The organism is Pseudomonas sp. 32A (assembly GCF_052682255.1).
Genome location: NZ_JBQYLY010000001.1, coordinates 6536792 through 6556044, shown reverse-complemented (window position 1 = coordinate 6556044; position 19253 = coordinate 6536792). Strand labels below are relative to the sequence as shown.

Annotated in this window: 18 protein-coding genes; 6 read left to right on the top strand and 12 right to left on the bottom strand. The window is 60.5% G+C overall.

Annotation, left to right across the window (positions count from 1 at the left end):
* Positions 1 to 93: 93 nt before the first annotated feature.
* Positions 94 to 1332 (bottom strand): MFS transporter, encoded by a 1239-nt coding sequence (locus ACUN0G_RS30015; RefSeq protein ID WP_445575138.1) that lies wholly within the window; start codon positions 1330 to 1332, stop codon positions 94 to 96.
* Positions 1333 to 1634: 302 nt separating this feature from the next.
* Here ACUN0G_RS30015 and ACUN0G_RS30010 point away from each other — a divergent pair, with 302 nt between their 5' ends.
* Positions 1635 to 2447: a class I SAM-dependent methyltransferase gene (locus ACUN0G_RS30010; RefSeq protein ID WP_445575137.1), complete on the top strand. Its 813-nt coding sequence runs from the start codon at positions 1635 to 1637 to the stop codon at positions 2445 to 2447.
* 138 nt (positions 2448 to 2585) lie between these two features.
* Here the strand turns inward: ACUN0G_RS30010 and ACUN0G_RS30005 are convergent, their stop codons facing one another.
* Positions 2586 to 2972, bottom strand: coding sequence for a TIGR03067 domain-containing protein (locus tag ACUN0G_RS30005; protein ID WP_258345627.1), 387 nt, complete (start codon positions 2970 to 2972; stop codon positions 2586 to 2588).
* Between the two features lie 399 nt (positions 2973 to 3371).
* Here ACUN0G_RS30005 and ACUN0G_RS30000 point away from each other — a divergent pair, with 399 nt between their 5' ends.
* Positions 3372 to 4715, top strand: a complete 1344-nt coding sequence (locus ACUN0G_RS30000) for a Wzz/FepE/Etk N-terminal domain-containing protein (RefSeq protein WP_445575136.1) — start codon at positions 3372 to 3374, stop codon at positions 4713 to 4715.
* Between the two features lie 262 nt (positions 4716 to 4977).
* Positions 4978 to 5877 (top strand): lipid A hydroxylase LpxO, encoded by a 900-nt coding sequence (gene lpxO, locus ACUN0G_RS29995; RefSeq protein ID WP_076013577.1) that lies wholly within the window; start codon positions 4978 to 4980, stop codon positions 5875 to 5877.
* An 18-nt stretch (positions 5878 to 5895) separates the two neighbouring features.
* Here lpxO and ligD read toward each other — a convergent pair whose 3' ends face one another.
* On the bottom strand, positions 5896 to 8409 hold the full coding sequence (gene ligD, locus ACUN0G_RS29990) for a DNA ligase D (RefSeq protein WP_445575135.1): 2514 nt from the start codon (positions 8407 to 8409) through the stop codon (positions 5896 to 5898).
* Between the two features lie 11 nt (positions 8410 to 8420).
* Positions 8421 to 9257 carry a non-homologous end joining protein Ku gene (gene ku, locus ACUN0G_RS29985; RefSeq protein WP_421524562.1) on the bottom strand — a complete coding sequence of 279 codons (837 nt, stop codon included), beginning with the start codon at positions 9255 to 9257 and terminating at the stop codon, positions 8421 to 8423.
* Positions 9258 to 9455: 198 nt separating this feature from the next.
* Between ku and ACUN0G_RS29980 the strand changes: the two genes are divergently transcribed.
* Positions 9456 to 9776, top strand: a complete 321-nt coding sequence (locus tag ACUN0G_RS29980) for a hypothetical protein (protein WP_445575134.1) — start codon at positions 9456 to 9458, stop codon at positions 9774 to 9776.
* A 30-nt stretch (positions 9777 to 9806) separates the two neighbouring features.
* Positions 9807 to 10967, top strand: a complete 1161-nt coding sequence (locus tag ACUN0G_RS29975) for a PQQ-dependent sugar dehydrogenase (protein WP_445575133.1) — start codon at positions 9807 to 9809, stop codon at positions 10965 to 10967.
* Between the two features lie 121 nt (positions 10968 to 11088).
* Here the strand turns inward: ACUN0G_RS29975 and ACUN0G_RS29970 are convergent, their stop codons facing one another.
* Both ACUN0G_RS29970 and ACUN0G_RS29965 read right to left on the bottom strand, forming a co-directional pair.
* Positions 11089 to 11568, bottom strand: a complete 480-nt coding sequence (locus ACUN0G_RS29970) for a nuclear transport factor 2 family protein (RefSeq protein WP_258345645.1) — start codon at positions 11566 to 11568, stop codon at positions 11089 to 11091.
* A gap of 32 nt (positions 11569 to 11600) precedes the next feature.
* Positions 11601 to 12152, bottom strand: a complete 552-nt coding sequence (locus ACUN0G_RS29965) for a TetR/AcrR family transcriptional regulator (protein ID WP_445575132.1) — start codon at positions 12150 to 12152, stop codon at positions 11601 to 11603.
* Positions 12153 to 12277: 125 nt separating this feature from the next.
* On the opposite strand from ACUN0G_RS29965, the gene pssA reads away from it, so the two are divergent.
* Positions 12278 to 13621 carry a CDP-diacylglycerol--serine O-phosphatidyltransferase gene (pssA, locus tag ACUN0G_RS29960; protein ID WP_102604991.1) on the top strand — a complete coding sequence of 448 codons (1344 nt, stop codon included), beginning with the start codon at positions 12278 to 12280 and terminating at the stop codon, positions 13619 to 13621.
* A gap of 18 nt (positions 13622 to 13639) precedes the next feature.
* On the opposite strand, the gene ACUN0G_RS29955 is transcribed toward pssA, so the two are convergent.
* The 6 genes from ACUN0G_RS29955 to ACUN0G_RS29930 form a co-directional block, all read right to left on the bottom strand.
* Positions 13640 to 14083: a hypothetical protein gene (locus ACUN0G_RS29955; RefSeq protein ID WP_445575131.1), complete on the bottom strand. Its 444-nt coding sequence runs from the start codon at positions 14081 to 14083 to the stop codon at positions 13640 to 13642.
* A 107-nt stretch (positions 14084 to 14190) separates the two neighbouring features.
* Positions 14191 to 15411 carry an MFS transporter gene (locus ACUN0G_RS29950; RefSeq protein WP_003218442.1) on the bottom strand — a complete coding sequence of 407 codons (1221 nt, stop codon included), beginning with the start codon at positions 15409 to 15411 and terminating at the stop codon, positions 14191 to 14193.
* 3 nt (positions 15412 to 15414) lie between these two features.
* Positions 15415 to 16194, bottom strand: a complete 780-nt coding sequence (locus ACUN0G_RS29945) for an ABC transporter ATP-binding protein (protein ID WP_003218440.1) — start codon at positions 16192 to 16194, stop codon at positions 15415 to 15417.
* Positions 16195 to 16220: 26 nt separating this feature from the next.
* Positions 16221 to 17288, bottom strand: coding sequence for a FecCD family ABC transporter permease (locus tag ACUN0G_RS29940; RefSeq protein WP_375378906.1), 1068 nt, complete (start codon positions 17286 to 17288; stop codon positions 16221 to 16223).
* Positions 17285 to 18400 (bottom strand): ABC transporter substrate-binding protein, encoded by a 1116-nt coding sequence (locus ACUN0G_RS29935; protein ID WP_445575130.1) that lies wholly within the window; start codon positions 18398 to 18400, stop codon positions 17285 to 17287. Before ACUN0G_RS29935 ends, ACUN0G_RS29940 begins: the two co-directional genes overlap by 4 nt.
* Positions 18397 to 19248, bottom strand: a complete 852-nt coding sequence (locus ACUN0G_RS29930; protein WP_445575129.1) for a PepSY-associated TM helix domain-containing protein — start codon at positions 19246 to 19248, stop codon at positions 18397 to 18399. The genes ACUN0G_RS29935 and ACUN0G_RS29930 overlap by 4 nt, the downstream gene beginning before the upstream one ends.
* Positions 19249 to 19253 lie beyond the last annotated feature (5 nt).

Here is a 19253-nt window from a genome sequence, read left to right as displayed (position 1 = left end):
GGCATACGTCGGCAGCGACATCAAGGCGTGAGGCCCAGTCGCTGAGCAGAAAAATGGGTGCATGTTGGAATTTGGCGCGCATTGTCGCATATGTCAGGCGGGAGTTGTATGGCGGTGCAAGGATGGATTCGCCTGAGTCTCCGGCATCGCCACCCACAACAACCCCAATGCAACCGCAGCCACACCCGCCAGGGTCAGGAACGCGGCGTTGTAACCCGCCCACTGCACGACAAAACCCGCCAGGCTGCTGCTCAGGGCCGCGCCGAGGCCGAATGCCGTGGACAGCGCCCCCAGGCTGACATTGAAGCGCCCGGTGCCCTGGGTGAGGTCTTTGACTATTACCGGAAACAGCGCGCCAAATACCCCGGCGCCGACCCCGTCAAGCATCTGCACCGCGACCAGCCAATAGGGATCACTGGACAGCGTATACAGCACGCCCCGCAGCGGCAGGATCATGAAACCGGCGAGCAGCAGTGGCTTGCGCCCCCACACATCGGCCTTCACGCCTACCAGCCAGGCCACCGGCACCATCACCAACTGAGCCGCGACGATGCAGGCCGAGGTCAGCGGTGTGGCCATCTGCAGGTTGATCTGGGACAGCTTTTGGCTGACCAGCGGCAACATCGCCGCATTGGCCAGGTGAAACAGTGCGCAGCAGATGGCGAACAGCATTAAGGGCTTGTTTGCCAGAAGCACGGCCATCCCCGACGGCTGTTCGTGTTCGGTGTTGTGGGCAGGGTCGAAACCCCGTGCTACCTCGTGGTCGATGGCCTTGGCTGAAACGCAACTGACTGCGATGACACTGGCCGCTGCCATGACCGCCATCAGATAGAACACCGCCACCGGGCCGAACAGGTAGGCGAACCCGCCGGCGAGCAGGGCAGCCACCGCGTTACCGGCGTGATTGAAGGTTTCGTTGCGGCCGGTACGGCGGGTGAAAGCGCGTGGCCCGGTTATGCCAAGGGAAATCGCCGAGATGGCCGGCGCGAACACCGAGGCCGCCGCTGCACTGGCTGCCTGGGTCAGCGCCACCAGGCTGAAGGAGCTGACGAAGGGCAGGAGCAGGCAACTGGCGGTGACCAACAGGGCGGCGATCACAATCACCGCGCGCTTGCTGCGGGTTCGGTCAATCAACGCGCCGGCCGGCGTCTGGGTGAGCAACGCCGCAATGCCGGCGAGGGTCATGACCACCCCGATGCTGGCAGGGTCCCAGTGGTGCACGGCCAGCAGATAAATCGCCAGGTAAGGCCCCAGTCCGTCTCGCACATCCGCCAGGAAGAAGTTCAGGCTGTCCAGGGACAGTGTGTTGCGCAGGTCAGAGCGAGTGGCCATGGCACGGTCTTCAGGCGAGAGGTGGGTAGCCATAGTGACCTATGCCGTGAGGGGATAGTTTCTGGCGCACCCGTCGTCAAAGCAAAAACATGTACAAAGTGGCGCCATTTGCATCAAAAAATGGCGCTGGCGCAGGTTTTTTCAGGGAATCTTGTTGTTAACAGTTGAACATCCAATAAGCCTGGCTTATTTTCCGTCCGTTCGCCCTACAGTAAAGGCTCTTTACCGGTTCAAGGATGGCGAGGCTTTTGGTGTAGGGCGGACTTCTTTTGTCGCAATGACTAGAACGTTTTGGAGCCGCAATGGACATGCTGTCAGCCCAAGAGGCTATTTCCAGCAACAAGGACGCCTGGAACGAATCCGCCAGGTTGCATAAAAACACCGCCAACTGGAACACCTTGCTTGAGGATGTCGCCAAGCCCGGCTTTTCGCGCCTGGACCCAACGTTGACCGCATTACTGTGCAAGGTCGGTGTCGAGGGCAAGGACGTGGTGCAACTGGGCTGCAACAATGGCCGCGAAAGCCTGTCGCTGTTCGGGCTGGGGGCGCGCACGGTGGTGGGGATCGATCAGTCCGAGGCCTTTTTGCAGCAAGCTCGTGAGTTGGCCGACGCGTCCCCGTACAAGGCGGAATTCATCGAGGCCGACATTCACCATTTGCCCCGTGGATTGGCTGAACGCTTTGATCTCGCCTTGATCACCATCGGCGTGCTGAACTGGATGCCGGACATCGCGTTGTTCATGGCCCGTGTCGCCAGTACCCTGAAGCCCGGCGGCGGCCTGGTGATTTACGAAACCCATCCGTTCCTGGAAGTATTCGACCCGACGGCGCCCAACCCGATGTTGCCGGTCAACTCGTACTTTCAGCGCGAGCCTTTCGTGCAGCAGGAGGCCATCGTCTACGAAGGTGAGACTGAAGGTGTTGCGGCTGCCTCCTATTGGTTTGTACACACCCTGGGAGAAATCGTCAGCGGGGCCATCGCCGCCGGGTTGCAGATCACTCATCTGCAGGAGTTTGCGCACTCCAATCGCGAGAAACTCTACGACCAGTACGAAAACCAGCCTGCGCAATTGCCCATGTGCTATACCCTCACCGCCATCAAACGCCCGGCCTGACTGGCTGCCGGACAGGCAAAAAAAAGCCCGCGAGGACGGCGGGCCAAGGTGTTCACTGGAGTAGGTAGCCTTCACCCTATAGGCCGATAAGTGAAGGCCATGTGAAAACCATGTCGCAAGAACGGATGTACAGCCTCTTCAGCTTCTGCGCACAAAGGTCCGCATGGTTTGCCCCGGGCCAGTACTGAAACGGGTAGGGCGGGGCATGCCTTCATCTGCTGCGATAAACATGAAGTGATCACCTTCCAGCTGGTAACTCGCGAGCAATTGCTTGCCAGCATCTTCACCCATCGAATCAACCCAGGTAATGCTTTTGGGTGCCGTGCTGGCATCGAGGGTAAAGCTGCCTGCCAGTAACACCTCACCGTCGACGGTCACTACCCGGAATTGATCTCCCGCAATCGTGGTGATCGCACCGGGAGCACTGTGCTCATCGGCAGGGTTGGACACGCCGCTGTCTTCGAGCGCCGTTTGTTCCCAGGCGCCTTGAAGCGCCTGAAAATCGTCCTCTGAAACAGATGTCATACAAATTCCTTTTTTGGTTGAAAAATGAACAGTCAATGGGGCAGATTTCCAAAGCCTGACGGATTACCTGAATCGATTTTGTGAGAAATGTCTTGTTTCACATGACTGCGTGCGAATTTTCCTAATAATGTCGGGTGTTTAGCGCTATTTTATGCGCTGTTTCGGACACGGTTCTTTACAAGTTCGTCTACGCTCAGCGCATCGGCAATGACATTCAGGTATCTGAACGAAAACAACCTCCAATTGTGTGGGACTTTTCTGCATTCTCAGTGGTCCGATGACCATCGGTAGATCGTGTGTGTCTTGTGCACAGGGCGTTGTCCCTGTTTTTCAAGTGGTTATTCAGTCTTTCATGAATATGTGCGGCCGTTGACGTCGACTTTTTAAGGTGCTCCAGTTTTGAATAAAACTCCTCGGTTCCAAGCTCATGCGGCGTCGGACGAAATTGATCTGATTGAACTGTGTCACGGTATCTGGCGGCAAAAAAAGTTAGTGCTGGGGTGTACGATTCTGGCGGGCGTCCTGGGGGTAGGCTACGCATTTCTGGCGCCGCGAGAGTATCAAGTCAGTAGCGTGCTGCGTCCCGCCGCGATCAACGAACTCGATGCATTGAACCGTTCCGAAGTCTACAAGCTGCCCCCGGCGGATGCCTTGAACAAGGTGGGGGCGCAACTCGATTCCTACGAAGCTCGCCTGGGGTTCTTCAAGTCCCATGAAGAGCTGTTCAAGGCGTTCAAGAAATCAGGCCAAAGCCTTGAGCAGAGTTTTGAGGAGTTCAACCGAAACTCCATCAACCTGATCCTGCCTGACCCGAAAAAAGCCGATTCCCTGAGCAGCTATATCCGGCTTGAGTTGCAGTACCCCAGAGACATCGACGGGGTGGCAATTCTCAACGGCTTTGTGGACTACGCCATTGATATGGAGCGTGCCCAGGTCGGTGCAGACCTGAAGGTGATCGTCAATAACCGTCTGAACGAACTCAAGGGCAAGATTGACGCGGCACGCTCCAACTACGATACCGATAAGGAATCGAAGATTGCCAAGCTGCTTGAGGCCGACAGGCTCAAGCGAGCCCAATTGGAAGACGAGTTGGGTGCCCTGCGTCTACAAATGAAGATGGAGCGAACGGATCGGTTGGCGGAGCTGGCAGAGGCCATTTCCATCGCCAAGTCGATGGGCATCAAGACGCCGACGACGCCTTCCTCTATGGCGGATGCATCGCGCAGCGGCTCGAATCAAGTCATGCGCACCGAGGTCAATAACCAGAAAATCCCGCTGTACTTCATGGGTACCGAAGCGCTTGAGGCAGAGCGCACGGCCTTGCAGGCGCGAACCAACGACGACTTTACCAACAGCCGCATTGCAGAAATTGGCAAAGAGTTGCAGATGTTGCAGGTCAACCGTGAAGTGGAAGTGCTGAAAAAGCGTGGGAATGAAGACATCTTCTTGCAGGATGTTGAACCATTGCGAGCTGAAGTCGCGCGGTTGAAGGGCCTCAATATTGACATGAGTAACCTGAAACTGGTCACCATTGACCGCCGTGCCCAGGAGCCGCTGAGCCCGATCAAGCCGAAAAAAGGCTTGGTGATCGCGCTGAGTCTGGTTGGAGGATTGGTGCTGGGTGTGTTGATTGCGCTGGGCCGCCATTTTGTCTTGGCGCGACGCGAGTCTGTGCCTTATTCGCCGTTGGATGACCATAGGCTTTCCCAGCGCCCACGCAAGGATGACGAACCGCAAGTTTAACCCCGACAGCCCTCGGGCTTGCCGCCTGGCAAGCCCGCTCCCGCCCCTCGCAGCACACTCAGTGGACACCTTTTCACAATTCTTGATTAACCTTTGGTTACAAAGTGTGGCTAAAATAGCTGCCAATGGCCATGACCGGATTGTCGCCCGGCCCGTCGTGCTGCCTATTTGTGAATTGTGATTTCAGGTGCTGCATCTTCAATCCTCGGCCGTCGTGGGCACGCAGGAGCAGCCTGTTCTCTTCTGACTTGTGACGAATACCTTGAAACTCATCATTGTTGCTCTCTACGTTGCCTCCATTGCCTACGTTCATCTGCGTGGCCGTGTGCGGCACAAGCTGGGCCGCCAGCTCAGTGATCACTCGACCTTCCTGGCTCCGGTGAACTGCTTTCTTTACCTCTTCTCCAAACTGCCCAGCCGACCGTACCTGTCTCCCAGTGACTTTCCCGACCTGAGTCCGCTTCAGGAACACTGGGAAGAAATTCGCCTGGAAGGCCAGAACCTGCTGCGGGCCGGCGAGATCAAGCGTTCCGACCAATACAACGACGTGGGTTTCAACTCGTTCTTCAAGTCGGGCTGGAAGCGTTTCTATTTGAAGTGGTATGGCGACAGCCATCCGTCCGCGATGAAGCTGTGCCCGCGAACCACTGAGCTGGTGCAAAGCATTGGCTCGATCAAGGCGGCGATGTTTGCCGAATTGCCACCGGGCTCCAAGCTGGTACGTCACCGTGACCCGTACGCCGGTTCCTACCGTTACCACCTGGGCCTGGACACGCCCAACTCCCCGGGCTGCTACATCAACGTAGACGGTGAAAACTACTATTGGCGCGACGGCGAACCGGTGATGTTTGACGAGACATTCATCCATTACGCCGAAAACACCACGGAGCAGAACCGGATCATTCTGTTCTGTGATATCGAACGCCCGATGAAGTACCGCTGGGCGGCGGCGTTTAACCGTTGGTTCAGCCGCAACGTAATGGCTGCGGCCGGCTCGCCCAACGATGCCGGGGACAAGACCGGTGGCTTGAACCGTGCCTTTACCCGCCTGTACAAGATTCGCCTGCGGGGCAAAGAGCTGAAAAAGCGCAATCGCACCCGTTACTACCTGGAGAAGTGGGCGATCTTCGCCGGTTTGGCGTTGATCTTCATCCTGATCTGAACCTGGCTGGAGCGCGCATCAGCCTGGCGGATGCGCGCCCAGCTTGTCCCACATCTTCTTGCTGATCTTCTGCCGATTGGCATAGCCCGCCCACGGGTCCTTCTTCAAACCCTGCAAACGCTCGTGCAGGTTGGCGACGGTCCACTGCTGAGCACCGTGCAAACCCTTCAACTCATCACGACTCACGGGTACCGAGACCGGCAGGCCAGGGCGTGCGCGCACCGAGTACGCCGCCACCGTACTGGCGCCGCGGGCGTTACGCAGGTAATCGATAAAGATTTTGCCGATGCGATTTTTCGGGCCTGAGGTCGCGGTAAAACGCTCCGGCAACTGCTGCGTCATAAACTGGGCAATCGCCTTGGCGAAGGCTTTTACCGTTTCCCAGTCGTCCCGGCGCGCCAGCGGCACCACCAGGTGCAGGCCTTTGCCACCGCTGGTCTTGACGAACGCTTCCAGCCCCAACTCATCCAGCACCGACAGGGTCAGTTGCGCCGCTTCGAGCATGCTTTTCCACGGCAGGGCCGGGTCCGGGTCAAGGTCGAGCACAAACAGGTCCGGGGTTTCGATCTTGTCTGCGGTGGCGCCCCAAGTGTGCAACTCGACGGTGCCCATTTGCACCGCGCCGATCAGCGCGGCCGGGCTGTCGATTTCCATCAGCCGCGCATGGCCCGGGTCCAGGGCCTGGTCCAATTGCTGGATATTCGGGATCGCCAGGTGTTCGGAGTGCTTCTGGAAAAACTGTTCGCCCGCAATGCCTTCCGGTGCCCTGAGCAAAGACACAGGACGGTTACGCAAGAAGGGCAGGATCCATTCGCTGATGCCCTCGTAGAACTGCGCCAGTTGCAGTTTCTGTGTACCACTTTGGGTGTCGATGACTCGGTCGGGATGGGTGATCTTGACCCCAGCCACAGCACCGGCCTCCGTTGTTTTTTTGCGCGGCTTTTCCTTCAGCGGCTTTTGCTTCAGCGACTTGGCTGCTCGCGGCTGTTCATGAACAATCTGCTCCACCGGCTTATCGGTACGCAGCCCGACAAAGGCCGCCTGGCGCACCACGCCCTCGCGGGTCCATTCGGCGAATTGCACTTCGCCCACTAATTGAGGTTCGACCCAATGCACGCCACGAGCCTGGGCGCTGGTCAGCGGTTTGGCCAGCGGCGACGCATCGCGCTCCAAGGCTTTCAACTGCTCACTGATCTTCTTTAAGGCGGCCTGATCAAAGCCCGTACCCACACGCCCGGCATACACCAGGCCGGTGTCGTCATTGACCGCCAGCAGCAGGGCACCAAAGCCGCTGCGTGAACCTTGCGGGCGAGTGAAACCGACGATCACAAACTCCTGGCGCAGCCGGCACTTGAGCTTGATCCAGTCCGGGCTGCGTTTGGAGACGTACAGGCTGCCCGCACGTTTACCGATCACACCTTCCAGCGCCAGGTCACAGGCGCTTTCGAAGATATCCCGCTGGTTGGCGGCAAACGACTCGGAAAAGCGCAGCAGCTTGCTCCTGCTGCGAGGCAGTACTTTCTTCAGCGCGGCGCGGCGTGCTTCAACAGCCGTTTCCCGTTGGTCGCGACCATCAAGAAACGGCGCATCAAACAGGTAATAGACAATGTCCAGGCTGCGACCGATATCAAAGGCGTTCTGCAACGCCTGAAAGTCCGGCAACCCATCAGCGTTCAAGCTGACCACCTCGCCGTCGAGCCAACTGTCCTTGAGTTTAAGGGCCTCCAGGGCCTTGACCTGGCGCGGCAGCCGGTCGGTCCAGTCATGACCGTTGCGGGTGAACAGCCGTACTTCACCGTCACGAATACGCGTGAGGATGCGGTAGCCGTCGAATTTGATCTCGTACACCCAGTCGCCGTCCGGTGCACGGTCCACCAGTGTCGCCAATTGCGGGGTGAGCTGATCGGGCAGGGCGGTTGAGGATTTGCGCGTGGTTTTCTTCGCAGCAGCTGGTTTTTTCGGGCGCCCCACCGTTGCATCGCTCAGCACGCTTTTCGGCTCGGCCTGGACCACGTCGTAATCAGCCAACGGGCGCGCCTGTTGATCGTTTTCCTTGATCAACAGCCATTGCTCCTTGTCGCCGCTGCCTTTGAGTCGGGTGCGCACCAGCGTCCAGTCGCCGGCGAGCTTTTCGCCGATCAGGGTGAATTTCAGCTTGCCGGCCGCGTAGGCTTTGCCCGGGTCGTCGTGGGGCTGCCACACGCCGCGATCCCAGACAATCACGTCACCCGCGCCGTACTGGCCGGCGGGAATGCTGCCCTCGAAACTGCCGTAGCCCAATGGATGGTCTTCCACATGCACCGCGAGGCGCTTCTGGCTTGGGTCCAGGCTCGGCCCCTTGGGCACCGCCCAGCTTTTGAGTACGCCATCGAGTTCCAGGCGAAAGTCGTAATGCAGGTTGCGCGCATCGTGCTTTTGAATCACGAAGGTCAAGGCCTGGGCCCGGCTCCTGCCTCGAGGCGCACTGCCTGCAGGTTCGGCGGTTATATCGAAGTCGCGCTTGGCGTTGTATTCACTCAGGGGCTTGGCCATGGCGGTCTACCTCATGAAGCCTTGCGGGTTTTTTTCGCGGCAGGTTTCTTCGCCGGGCTCTTGCCTGCCAGACTGCGCTTGAGCAGTTCCGTCAGGTCGATCACATCGGCTGATTTGCGCTCATCCTCACCCTCGCTGGATTCCACGTCTTCGATCTTGCCGGCCTTGGCCTTCTTCGCCACCAACGCCATGATCTTTTCCTGGAAACTGTCGCGATATTCTTCGGGCTTCCAGTCGGCGCTCATGTCTTCCACCAACCGCTTGGCCATGTCGAGTTCGCCCTTGGCCAGGGTGGGTTTGGTCACGTCACTGCCCAGTTCCAGCTCGTCCAGGCCGCGCACTTCAGCGGGCCAGCGCAGCATTACCAACACCAGTGCCGACTCCAGCGGCATCAGCGCCGCCAGGTGCTGCTTGGTGTGCAGCACCACGTTGGCCAGGGCGACCTTGCGGGTTTTCTTCAGGGTCTCCCGCAGCAGCGCATAGACCTTGCCACCGCGTTTGTCGGGCGCCAGGAAGTAGGGCGTGTCGATGTTCTGCAACGGGATCTGGTCGCTGGCCACAAATGCGATGATTTCGATGGTCTGGGTGGACTTGGGGTGGGCCGAGCGGATTTCGTCTTCGCTGAGGATCACGTAGCGACCTTTCTCGTAGGCCACACCCTTGACGATATTCTCCTTGGTGACTTCCTTGCCGGTGGTCTTGTTGATGCGCTTGTAACCCACCGGGTCCATGCTGCGTTTGTCCAGCCAGTCGAAGTCGACGCCCTGGGAGGACGTGGCCGAGACCAGCGATACAGGGATGTGTACCAAGCCAAAACTGATTGCGCCTTTCCAGATAGCCCTTGGCATGTCGGTTTTCCTGAAGATGTAGGGGTCTTCAGGTGACACGGCGGTTTCGGCAAAAGTTTCCCTGGCCAGCCGGCTGGCACCGGGGTTTTAGACAGATCGTGTTACACCTGATGAGAAACTATTTAGTTACCAAAGCCGAACCCAAGGCGTAGCGTGTTATCGAAAGCACGTATTACTCGCGCCCAGAGAGGCTTTGTCATGAACACCCGTTTGCGTCATCTTGCGGTATTGGCGATGGGCCTGGCCTTGAGTTCGCTGGCACAGGCACAAAACCTGCCCGGCAGCAGCAACAACCCCTACAACGGCCCGATTCACCAAGCCAACCCCAACAGCATGCAGGGCACCCAGCCCAACGCGCCTGCTGCGCGGGGTACCTACATCCCACCGGCGCAGCGGCCACCGACCCTGCAAAACGGCGGCATCGGCAATAGCGTCCAGCGCCGTGACAGCCCACAGACCCCGCCGGCCATCCAGCCCAAAGCTCCCACCCGCGACGCCAATGGCAATCGTGGCGATTGAGTGTGTAAAAACGACAAGGAAACCCACCGTATGTTTCTACGCAAAACCCTCCTGGCGACCTTCTGCGCCGCTGCCTTGCTGCCCCTGACGCTGCCCGTTTCGGCGGCCGACACCCAACAGTTCCCCAGCGAGCAGGGGAGCATCACCGTCACCCCGATTGCCAAGGGCCTGGATCATCCCTGGGCCGTGGCCTTCCTGCCGGACAAACAAGGCTTCCTGGTCACCGAACGTCCCGGCAACCTGCGGTTTGTCAGCCCGGACGGCAAGCTGTCCGCGCCTCTGACGGGCGTGCCTGAAGTATTTGCCAAAGGGCAGGGCGGTTTGCTGGACGTGGTCCTGTCACCGGACTTCCAGGAGGACCGCCTGGTGTACCTGTCCTACGCCGAAGGCGGTGGCAAGAACGGCACGGCCGGCACCGCCGTCGGGCGCGGGCGCTTGAGCGATGACCTGAGTGGCCTGCAGGACTTCAAGGTGATCCTGCGCCAGGAGCCCAAGCTGTCCACGGGCAACCACTTCGGCTCACGGCTGGTGTTTGACCGCGATGGTTACCTGTTCGTGACCCTGGGGGAAAACAACGACCGACCCACCGCCCAGGACCTCGACAAGCTGCAAGGCAAAGTTGTGCGGATCTTCCCGGACGGTCGTATACCCGAAGACAACCCCTTCGTCGGCCAGGAAGGCGTGAGGCCGGAAATCTGGTCCTACGGCCAGCGTAACCCACAGGGTGCGGCATTGAACCCGTGGAGCGGCACACTCTGGGAAAACGAACACGGCCCGCGTGGCGGGGATGAGATCAATATCATTGAACGAGGGAAAAACTACGGCTGGCCACTGGCGACCCACGGCATCAACTATTCCCTGACGCCGATTCCCGAGGCCAAGGGCAAGACCGCCGAAGGCACAGTGCCGCCGCACCATGTCTGGGAGAAATCCCCCGGCGTGAGTGGCATGGCGTTCTACGACGCCGACCGGTTCAAGGCCTGGCAGCACAACGTGTTTATTGGTGCACTGGTGAGCCAGGAGTTGATTCGCTTGCAGTTCGACGGTGACAAGGTTATCCACGAAGAGCGCTTGCTCGGCGGGTTGAAAGCGCGGATCCGCGATGTGCGGCAGGGGCCGGATGGCTACCTGTATGTGCTGACGGATGAAGATAAGGGTGTGTTGTATCGGGTGGGTTTGAACCAGGACTGACAACCGTTCAACTGTAGGAGCGAGCTTGCTCGCGAAAAACCTGAGGACGACGCGGGGGGCCAGGCTCCCCGCGTTATCGTTAACGTCCATCGCGAGCAAGCTCGCTCCTACAGGTTGTTGTTTACAGCCCGAGCTCTGACAACCCCGGATGCTCATCCGGACGCCGCCCCAGCGGCCAGTGGAACTGGCGCTCGCTTTCCTTGATCGGCATGTCGTTGATGCAGGCAAACCGGTTCGCCATCAAGCCGTTCTCATCAAACTCCCAGTTCTCGTTGCCGTAGGAGCGGAACCAGTTGCCGGAGTCGTCATGCCACTCATAGGCATAACGCACCGCAATGCGGTTGCCGGTAAACGCCCACAACTCCTTGATCAACCGATAATCCAGTTCCTTGGCCCATTTGCGGGTCAGGAAGGCTTTGGCTTCTTCGCGGTTGTGGGCGAACTCGGCGCGGTTGCGCCATTGAGTATCCAGGGTATAGGCCAGGGATACCCGTTGCGGGTCCCGGGAATTCCAGCCGTCTTCGGCCAAGCGAACTTTCTCAATCGCCGACTCACGGGTAAACGGCGGCAACGGCGGGCGTATTTCAGCAGTGGATGACATGGGACGGCTCCTTCACAGGTTTAAAAGTCAGGTCAAAGTTGCAATAAAGTGCGCGCCATGGCTTGCGCATTATCGGCAGCGGTGGTGTCGCCCATCACCAGGGCAACGGTAATGGCGCCATCAATCAGGATCAGCAGGTGCGCGGCCTGGCGTTCCGGGTCGGGGGTGCCATGTGCTTGACACAGTTCAAGGGCGTACTCGAACAGTTTCTGTTTATGGGCCTTGGCCAGCAGGCGGACCGGGTCTTGCGGGTCGCCGGTCTCGCCGCTGGTGTTGATGAAGGCGCAGCCGCGAAAGTCCTCGGAGCCGAACCAGGTTTTCAACGCGCTGAACACACCCAGCAGGCGCTCGCCCGTGGTGACGTGGTGTTCAACTTCGTTGCGCAGCCACTGCATCCAGCGCTCGTCGCGGCGTTGCAGGGCGGCAATCACCAGTTCGTCCTTGTTGGCGAAGTAGCGGTAGACGCTCTTTCTGGAGACGCCGGCGGTTTTCACCAGAAGATCCATGCCGGTGGCAGCGATGCCATTTCGGTAGATCAACTTTTCGGTAACGTCGAGGATAATGTCGCGAGTGATATCGTTCATGCAAACTACAGTAGAACGATCGTTCTCCTTGGTCAATTAATTATTTTTAACCCTAGGCGGGAAGACCTGAGCCAGCCCATGGTGTAAGCTCTGGAGTCCTTCGGATTCGACCCATTGCGAGCCCTATGCCGTCGTTATTCAAACGCTCCCTGTTGCCCAAGCTGCGCGGTTTTCCCCTCACGCCCGACGCTATCGAGGTGCTGTCCGGCGCCGCCGAGTACCGCCGTTGCCTGCTGGAGAAAATTTCCCAGGCCACCCAGCGCATCTACATCGTGGCGTTGTACCTGCAGCAGGATGAGGCGGGGCAAGAGATCTACGACGCGTTGCACGCTGCCAAGGCCGCCCGGCCCGGGCTGGATATTGTGGTGGTGGTCGACTCGCTGCGGGCCCAGCGCGGTTTGATCGGTGCCGGCAAGCAACCGGGCAACAGCGCCTGGTACCAGGCCATGACCCAGTCCCACAGCACCGAAGTGCCGGTGTACGGCGTGCCGGTGCAAACCCGCGAACTGTTCGGCGTGCTGCACCTCAAGGGCTTTGTAATCGATGACAGCGTGCTGTACAGCGGCGCCAGCCTGAATAACGTGTACCTGCACAAGTTCGACAAGTACCGCTATGACCGTTATCACCTGATCCACAACAAGGCGCTGGCCGACTCGATGCAGCACCTGGTGGAGCACGGCCTGGTGGCCGCCAAGGCGGTGCATCGCCTGGACCTGCCCAACCCGCCGACCACTCGCAGCCTGCGCAACGACATCGGCGACCTGCGCAGCCGCCTCAAACACGCGGTGTATGACACCTCGGCGGGGCAACTGCCCAACGGCAACCTGACGGTCAGTCCGTTGTTGGGCGTGTGCAAGAACAACCCCCTGAGCCGGGTGATCTGCGAGCTGATTGCCAGCGCCCAGCATCAGCTGACTATCTGTACGCCGTACTTCAACCTGCCGCTGCCGGTGACCCGGGAAATCAACCGCGCCCTGGCGCGCGGGGTGAAGATCGACATCATTGTCGGCGACAAGACCGCCAACGACTTCTACATCCCGCCGAGCGAGCCGTTCAAGGTCATCGCCGCGCTGCCGTACCTCTACGAAATCAGCCTGCGTCGCTTCGCCAAGCGCCACCAGCGCATGATCGACAGCGGCCAGTTGAACCTGCACCTGTGGCGCGACGGCGACAATACCTATCACCTCAAGGGCATGTGGGTCGACCAGCGCTACACCTTGCTGACCGGCAACAACATCAACCCGCGAGCGTTTCGCCTCGACCTGGAAAACGCCTTGCTGATCGATGATCCGAAGGGGGAGTGGGTAGGGCCACGGCGCACCGAGCTTGCCGAGATTTTCCAGCACACCTCGCGTATTGAGCGCTATCAGCAGTTGGAAACCCTGGTGGAGTACCCGGCGGCCGTCGGCAAATTCTTGCGTCGGGTCAGCCGGGTGCGGATCGAGCGGTTGTTGTATCGGATTTTGTAGGGCCCGCGACCTTGCAGGTCAATCCGGAATCGACCTGACAAGAATGTTGTCCAAGTCGTAGCGATGGGGTTCGCTGCCTGCACTTCTTGACCAGAATCTGATCGAGATTGGGTGAGTACCCCCGTGCTCTGTCAGGTATGGCAGGGGCACAGTCAGGCGCGTCCAGCCGGGAGACGGTGGGTGTGGCCCGACCGCTTGCTCTAGATTTCCCGCCAACACGGTGATGTTTGTTTCCGATAGGGTCCGGTATTCAAATATCACCGTGTATTCAATGCCTTTTATGAATGAGTAGGACTTTGAGATACCCATTTCGTGAACCGCATCGGATGCATTGGTGAGGTAGAACTCGTGATCGTTCCCAGGCGTCCGTGGCTCAAGCTTTGCGGTGTCTGGGCGGTCCGGGTGCCAGCCATTCCAGTTTCTGTCAGTAAATGTCGTCAAGTCATTCAGGTCGTCGCTCATGGTGCTTGTCTCCAGAAAAGGTAGGTGGCCTCAGCTAATGCTGTGGCCACGCGCTTTATGAGAGGCTTTTCAGGGGTCGACGTCTACTGTCAGAAATAACAGGTAGCTCAACCTGGGGTGTTACCCGGTTGCCGTGCCGCCGGCCAGCACGCGATCAATAGCAGCAGCGCCGCCGCCACCAGGTAGGGTAGGCGGGGTTCGATCGCGTAGATCAAGGTCCCGGCCAACGGCCCGACCACCACGCCCAGGCCTTGGGCCGCACCCACCGAACCTGCCGTGGCGCCTTGCTCCGACGCATCCACCGCATTCGCCGCCAGCGCCGCGAAAGACGGGAAGATCCAGCCCATGCCGGCCGCGGACACAAAAAAGCACAGCCACAGGATCCAGGCCGTATCAGCGAACATACTGCCGGCAAATCCCAGGGCTGACACCACCGCACCGATGCGAATCATCCGCAGCGGCGGCCACTCCAGTTTGCGCACTACCAGTTGCGAACAGATCAACGCCAGCCCGACCATGGTCAGGGCGATACCGGCGGTTTGTGCCGCATCGGCCGGGTTCATCTTCAAGCGATCCAACGCGAAAAAACCCACGGTTATCTGCGCGATCGACACACACAGCATCGCGACAAACGCCACCACCAGCGGTCGACGCAGGCGTGGGTCCGAGAGGTTGACCGGCTTGGGCGGCTGCTTGAGGTGCAACTCCTGGCGCGGCAATTTGGCCAGCAGCAACAAGAATCCCAACAGCGGTAACACCGCCATCGCATAAAACGGCAGGCTCAGGCTGTGACGCGCCAACAGCGCAGCAATCGCCGGGCCCAGCACCAGGCCGCAGGCGTTGGCGGCGCCCAGGGAAGCCATGGCCTTGGCGCGGTGCTCAGGCTCAATGTTGTCGGCCACCAGCGCATAGCCGCCCACCGGTATCGCAGCGTAGAACACGCCGATCAGGCCACGCCCCAGAATCAGCCCGATAAACGCCAACATGGCCGACGGCAACAGTTGCAGGGACGCATCGATAAACACGCACAGCGCCCAGTAGGCCAGGGTGAAACCACCGGTGCCCAGCAGCAGCACACGGCGCCGGCCCAGTCGGTCACTGGCCTGGCCCCATGGACGCGCCAGAAGCATCCAGATCACCCCGGACACGGTGACCGCCGCACCTGCCTGCCAGGTGGCCAGGCCAAGCACCCGAGCGATCGGGCCAATCAGCGAGACAAATGCCATCATCGCCATGGTGCAGGCCATGTTGGCCAACAGCAGCGGCCTCAGGTTGAATGGGCGGTCAGTGTGCAAAGTCGCGAGTGCAGCGTCTTGGGAGCTGTTCATCGGTTATCCAAGGGCAGGAGAAAAGGGCAGTCGTGCATCCACCATCACCAGCGGGCGGCCATGCACCTGTTCCAGGCGGCCACTCACACCATAGACGTTTTTCAGCAACGCCTGATTGATCACCACTTGCGGTGGCCCGGCAGCGGCCAACTGACCGTTGTGCAACACCACCACCTGATCACTGAAACCCAGGGCGAGGTTGATGTCGTGCACCACCACCAGGGTGATCAGGTTGCGTTCGCGGGTGGCCTGGGTGATGGCTTCCACCACTTGGCACTGGTGATACAGGTCCAGGGCGCTGGTGGGTTCGTCCAGCAGCAACACCCGAGGCTGGCGCACCAGGGCCTGGGCCAGGCCCACCAGTTGGCGCTGGCCACCGGAAAGTGCATCGATCGGGCGGTCGGCGAGGGCGGTCAGATCGAGGTCGGCGAGGATTTTTTCCACGCCCTTGAGCACCGTCGGGCTCGGCCGCCCAGGCGCAAAACCCGCGCCGCGATGGCCGGCCATGGCCGCACTCAGTACCGCTTCGAAGGCGCACAGGCGCGTACGCTCCGGCAGGCTCTGAGGCAGGTACACCACTTGTTGCGCGCGCTCGACTTGCGGCAGGCGATTGAGATCGACACCCTCCAGCCAGATCTGGCCGTGCGCCTTGTGCAGCCCGGCGATGCCACGCAACAAGGTCGACTTGCCGGCAGCGTTGGGGCCGATCAGCGCGGTGATGGTGCCGGGCAGTAACGCCGGCAGATGAATGTCCTGCAGCACGCTGCGACTGCCGTAGTGCATGCTCAATGCTTGTGTGCTTAATCCGGTCACAGAGCACCTCGGCGGTTACGCATCACAATCGCCATGAAAAACGGAATTCCCACCAGTGCGGTGACAATCCCCACCGGAATCAACACGCCGGGCATCAGCGCCTTGCTGGCAATCGACGCCATCGACAGGATCAAGCCACCGCTGAGCACGCTCGCTGGCAGGAACAAGCGGTGATCTTCACCCACCAACAGCCGCGCGATATGCGGAGCAATCAGCCCGATAAAACCGATGGTGCCGACAAACGAAACCGCCAGCGCCGACAGCAGGCTGATGCGCAGCAACGACAGCACCCGCAGGCGGCCGACATCAATCCCGAAACTGCGGGCGCGTTCCTCGCCCAGGGTCAGGGCAGTCAACGCCCAACTCTGACGCAGGGAAAACGGTAGGCACAACAACAACGCGGCAGCGAGGATCGCGAGCTTTTCCCAGGACGCCCGGGCCAGGCTGCCCAGGGTCCAGAACACCAGTTGCTGAAGGCTGTCCTGGCTCGCCACAAACTGCAGCAATGCCACCAGCGCATTGAACGCAAACACCAGGGCAATCCCGAACAGCACCAGGCTCTCCACCCCAAACCCACGCCAGCGTGCCAACAGATACAGCAATGCCACCGATGCCAGTGCGAACAGAAAGGCGTTGGCCGAAATCAGGTACTGCGCCGGCACGCCAGGAATGCCCAGCCCGAGCACAATGGCCAGGGCTGCACCGAAGGCGGCGGCGGCGGAAACGCCGAGGGTGAACGGGCTGGCCAGCGGGTTATCCAGCACCGTCTGCATTTCGGCGCCGGCCAGGGCCAGTGCCGCGCCCACCAGTACCGCCATCAACGCGTAGGGCAGGCGCACATTCCATACGATCACCGCCTCCACCCGCGGCATCGAAGCCGGGTCCCACAGCACTTGCAACAGGCGCGTCAGGCTCATGCCGGAAGGCCCGGTGGTGATGTCCACCGCCAGGGAAACCACCAATGCCAACGCCAGTGCCGACAACAGCAATACCCGTCGTCCATGGCGGTGGCGATAGCGCTCACCTGCGCCATCGGCGCTCGCACAGGCTTGCACCTGCGTCACGGCACAAGGCTCGTGGTGAATACGCCGCTGGCGGGAATCGGCATAAAGCGCCGGTACAGTTCAGCTCGGGTCTGTTCCGGATCCAGGTCGGCGAACAACTCAGGATGCAGCCACTTGGCCAGGGCCTGCACCGCAATCAGGTGTTCCGGCGAGTCATAGAAGATATGCCAGAGGCCATGCACATTGCCTTCGCGTACCGCCCGCAGTTCATTCAGCGGCGCGCGCTGAGACACTTGCTTGAGGCTGTCGTTGGCCTGCTGCGGCGTGGCCGAATAGCCGAGGGTCACACCGCCCTGGCCGTGGCCGAACACGCCGGTGGCGACGTACACATCCGGGTCGCTGGACAGAATGTATTCGACGTTCAATGTGCCGATCGGGCCGGGAATGCGCCCGTCGGCGATGTTCTGGCCACCCGCGAGCTTGATCATTTCCCCGAAGTTGCCGGTGCCCGGCGAACCACAGCAATCCTGCAGGCCGGCGAGCATGTCGATGAAGATCTTCGGCCGTTTTACCGTCCCGGCCTTGGCCAGGGTATCGGTGACCTTGGCCAGCGAGGCCTGGTAAAACGCGATGTAGTCCTCGGCTTGTTGATTACGGTCCAGGGCCTTGCCCAGCAGGCGCATGCTCGGCACCGTGTTGCTCAGCGGATGGTCGCTGAAGTCGACGAATATCACCGCCACGCCGGCCGCTTCCAGCTGCTTGACCGCCTCGCTGTCGGGGCTCGGGCCATGGCCGCCGCTCAAGGCCATGATCGCCAGGTCCGGGTGTACCGCCAGGGCCTTTTCCACACTGAAGGTCTCGGCGGAGGTGCCGCCTACCAACGGTACGTTGTCGGCTTCGGGAAAGTGCTTCTGGAACGCGGCGTAACCCTGCACGTCCAGGCCGCGAAAATCCCCTTGCCAGCCGGCGATGCGGGTAAACGGGTTCTTGCCTTCAAGGAGCGACAGCGAGTAGATCATCCGGCCTTCACCCAGCAGGATATGCGAGACCTTGTCCGGTACGTCGACCTTGCGGCCCGCCAGGTCGGTGACGGTGTGGGCGCAGGCCAGGCCGCTCATCAACAGGCCAAGACCGAGCAGCAGGCTGCGTTGCAACAACAGAGGGTGTTTCATGAAAGGTTTCCTTGAACAGTTGGGCGCACGTGGCGGACGCGTTTGCGCCACCACAACAACAGCCCGGTGAGATAGAGCAGCGGCAATGCCAGGCCGCAGAGAAAGGCCAGGGCCGCGCCGGGCAACCCGAGCAACAGGTGGCCGTGGGCGGCGGAGAACAGCGGTTTGATCGCGGCGGGGTTGGCGAAGAACCAGTCGGGCCGGGCCAGCCAGGCGCCGCTGCCGGCAATCACCGCCAACGGCAGGCACAGCCAGGCAGCTGCGACGTTGTGCCATTCCCGCAGGCGGCGCAGGCCCTGGCTGCCCGGGCGCAAGCTGGCGGCTTTCCACCAGCTGCGCCGCCCCGGCCACCACAGGTACAGGCCGCTGCCCACAGAGCCCAGCAGCACCAGGCCACAGGCAAACAGAGCTATGGCGCCAATGGGTGGCGGCAACAGCAGTGCCCGGTGCAGCGCCACCAGCTTCGCCAGCCACAGGTCATCGAACACAAAAAATGCCCGTGGCTCGGCACTGTAGGGATCGATCATCGCAATGCCGATGCCGGGCCGATCCTTCAGGGCACCGAAGACGATCGCGTTGTCCGATTCCAGGAAACCCTGGCGCGGTTTTGCGGCGCCAAAGACTTTCTGGAATTGCGGGTAGGCACCCAGTGCCGCGCTGATCCACTGCGCGTCATCCAGCAGTGCGCCGTGTTCAACCGGAGCCAGGTCCAAGGCCTGGCTGCCGACCTCCCAGCGCAGGATCGGCCCCTTGAGTTCCAGCAGCGCACCGCTCAAGCCAATCAGCGCCAGCAGCAGGCCGACGCTCAGCGCCAGCCATCGATGCACACGAAGCCACCAGCCACGCATGGCAG

What these genes read in the sequence shown, in the direction of transcription:
- ACUN0G_RS29965 (WP_445575132.1), bottom strand. Translation starts at nt 12,152, where the DNA reads ATGAACGATATCACTCGCGACATTATCCTCGACGTTACCGAAAAGTTG.
- ACUN0G_RS29955 (WP_445575131.1), bottom strand. Translation starts at nt 14,083, where the DNA reads ATGAGCGACGACCTGAATGACTTGACGACATTTACTGACAGAAACTGG.
- ACUN0G_RS30015 (WP_445575138.1), bottom strand. Translation starts at nt 1,332, where the DNA reads ATGGCCACTCGCTCTGACCTGCGCAACACACTGTCCCTGGACAGCCTG.
- ACUN0G_RS30010 (WP_445575137.1), top strand. Translation starts at nt 1,635, where the DNA reads ATGGACATGCTGTCAGCCCAAGAGGCTATTTCCAGCAACAAGGACGCC.
- ACUN0G_RS29945 (WP_003218440.1), bottom strand. Translation starts at nt 16,194, where the DNA reads ATGCACTACGGCAGTCGCAGCGTGCTGCAGGACATTCATCTGCCGGCG.
- ACUN0G_RS29970 (WP_258345645.1), bottom strand. Translation starts at nt 11,568, where the DNA reads ATGTCATCCACTGCTGAAATACGCCCGCCGTTGCCGCCGTTTACCCGT.
- ACUN0G_RS29930 (WP_445575129.1), bottom strand. Translation starts at nt 19,248, where the DNA reads ATGCGTGGCTGGTGGCTTCGTGTGCATCGATGGCTGGCGCTGAGCGTC.
- pssA (WP_102604991.1), top strand. Translation starts at nt 12,278, where the DNA reads ATGCCGTCGTTATTCAAACGCTCCCTGTTGCCCAAGCTGCGCGGTTTT.
- ACUN0G_RS29950 (WP_003218442.1), bottom strand. Translation starts at nt 15,411, where the DNA reads ATGAACAGCTCCCAAGACGCTGCACTCGCGACTTTGCACACTGACCGC.
- ku (WP_421524562.1), bottom strand. Translation starts at nt 9,257, where the DNA reads ATGCCAAGGGCTATCTGGAAAGGCGCAATCAGTTTTGGCTTGGTACAC.
- ACUN0G_RS30005 (WP_258345627.1), bottom strand. Translation starts at nt 2,972, where the DNA reads ATGACATCTGTTTCAGAGGACGATTTTCAGGCGCTTCAAGGCGCCTGG.
- ACUN0G_RS29980 (WP_445575134.1), top strand. Translation starts at nt 9,456, where the DNA reads ATGAACACCCGTTTGCGTCATCTTGCGGTATTGGCGATGGGCCTGGCC.
- ACUN0G_RS29975 (WP_445575133.1), top strand. Translation starts at nt 9,807, where the DNA reads ATGTTTCTACGCAAAACCCTCCTGGCGACCTTCTGCGCCGCTGCCTTG.
- ligD (WP_445575135.1), bottom strand. Translation starts at nt 8,409, where the DNA reads ATGGCCAAGCCCCTGAGTGAATACAACGCCAAGCGCGACTTCGATATA.
- ACUN0G_RS29935 (WP_445575130.1), bottom strand. Translation starts at nt 18,400, where the DNA reads ATGAAACACCCTCTGTTGTTGCAACGCAGCCTGCTGCTCGGTCTTGGC.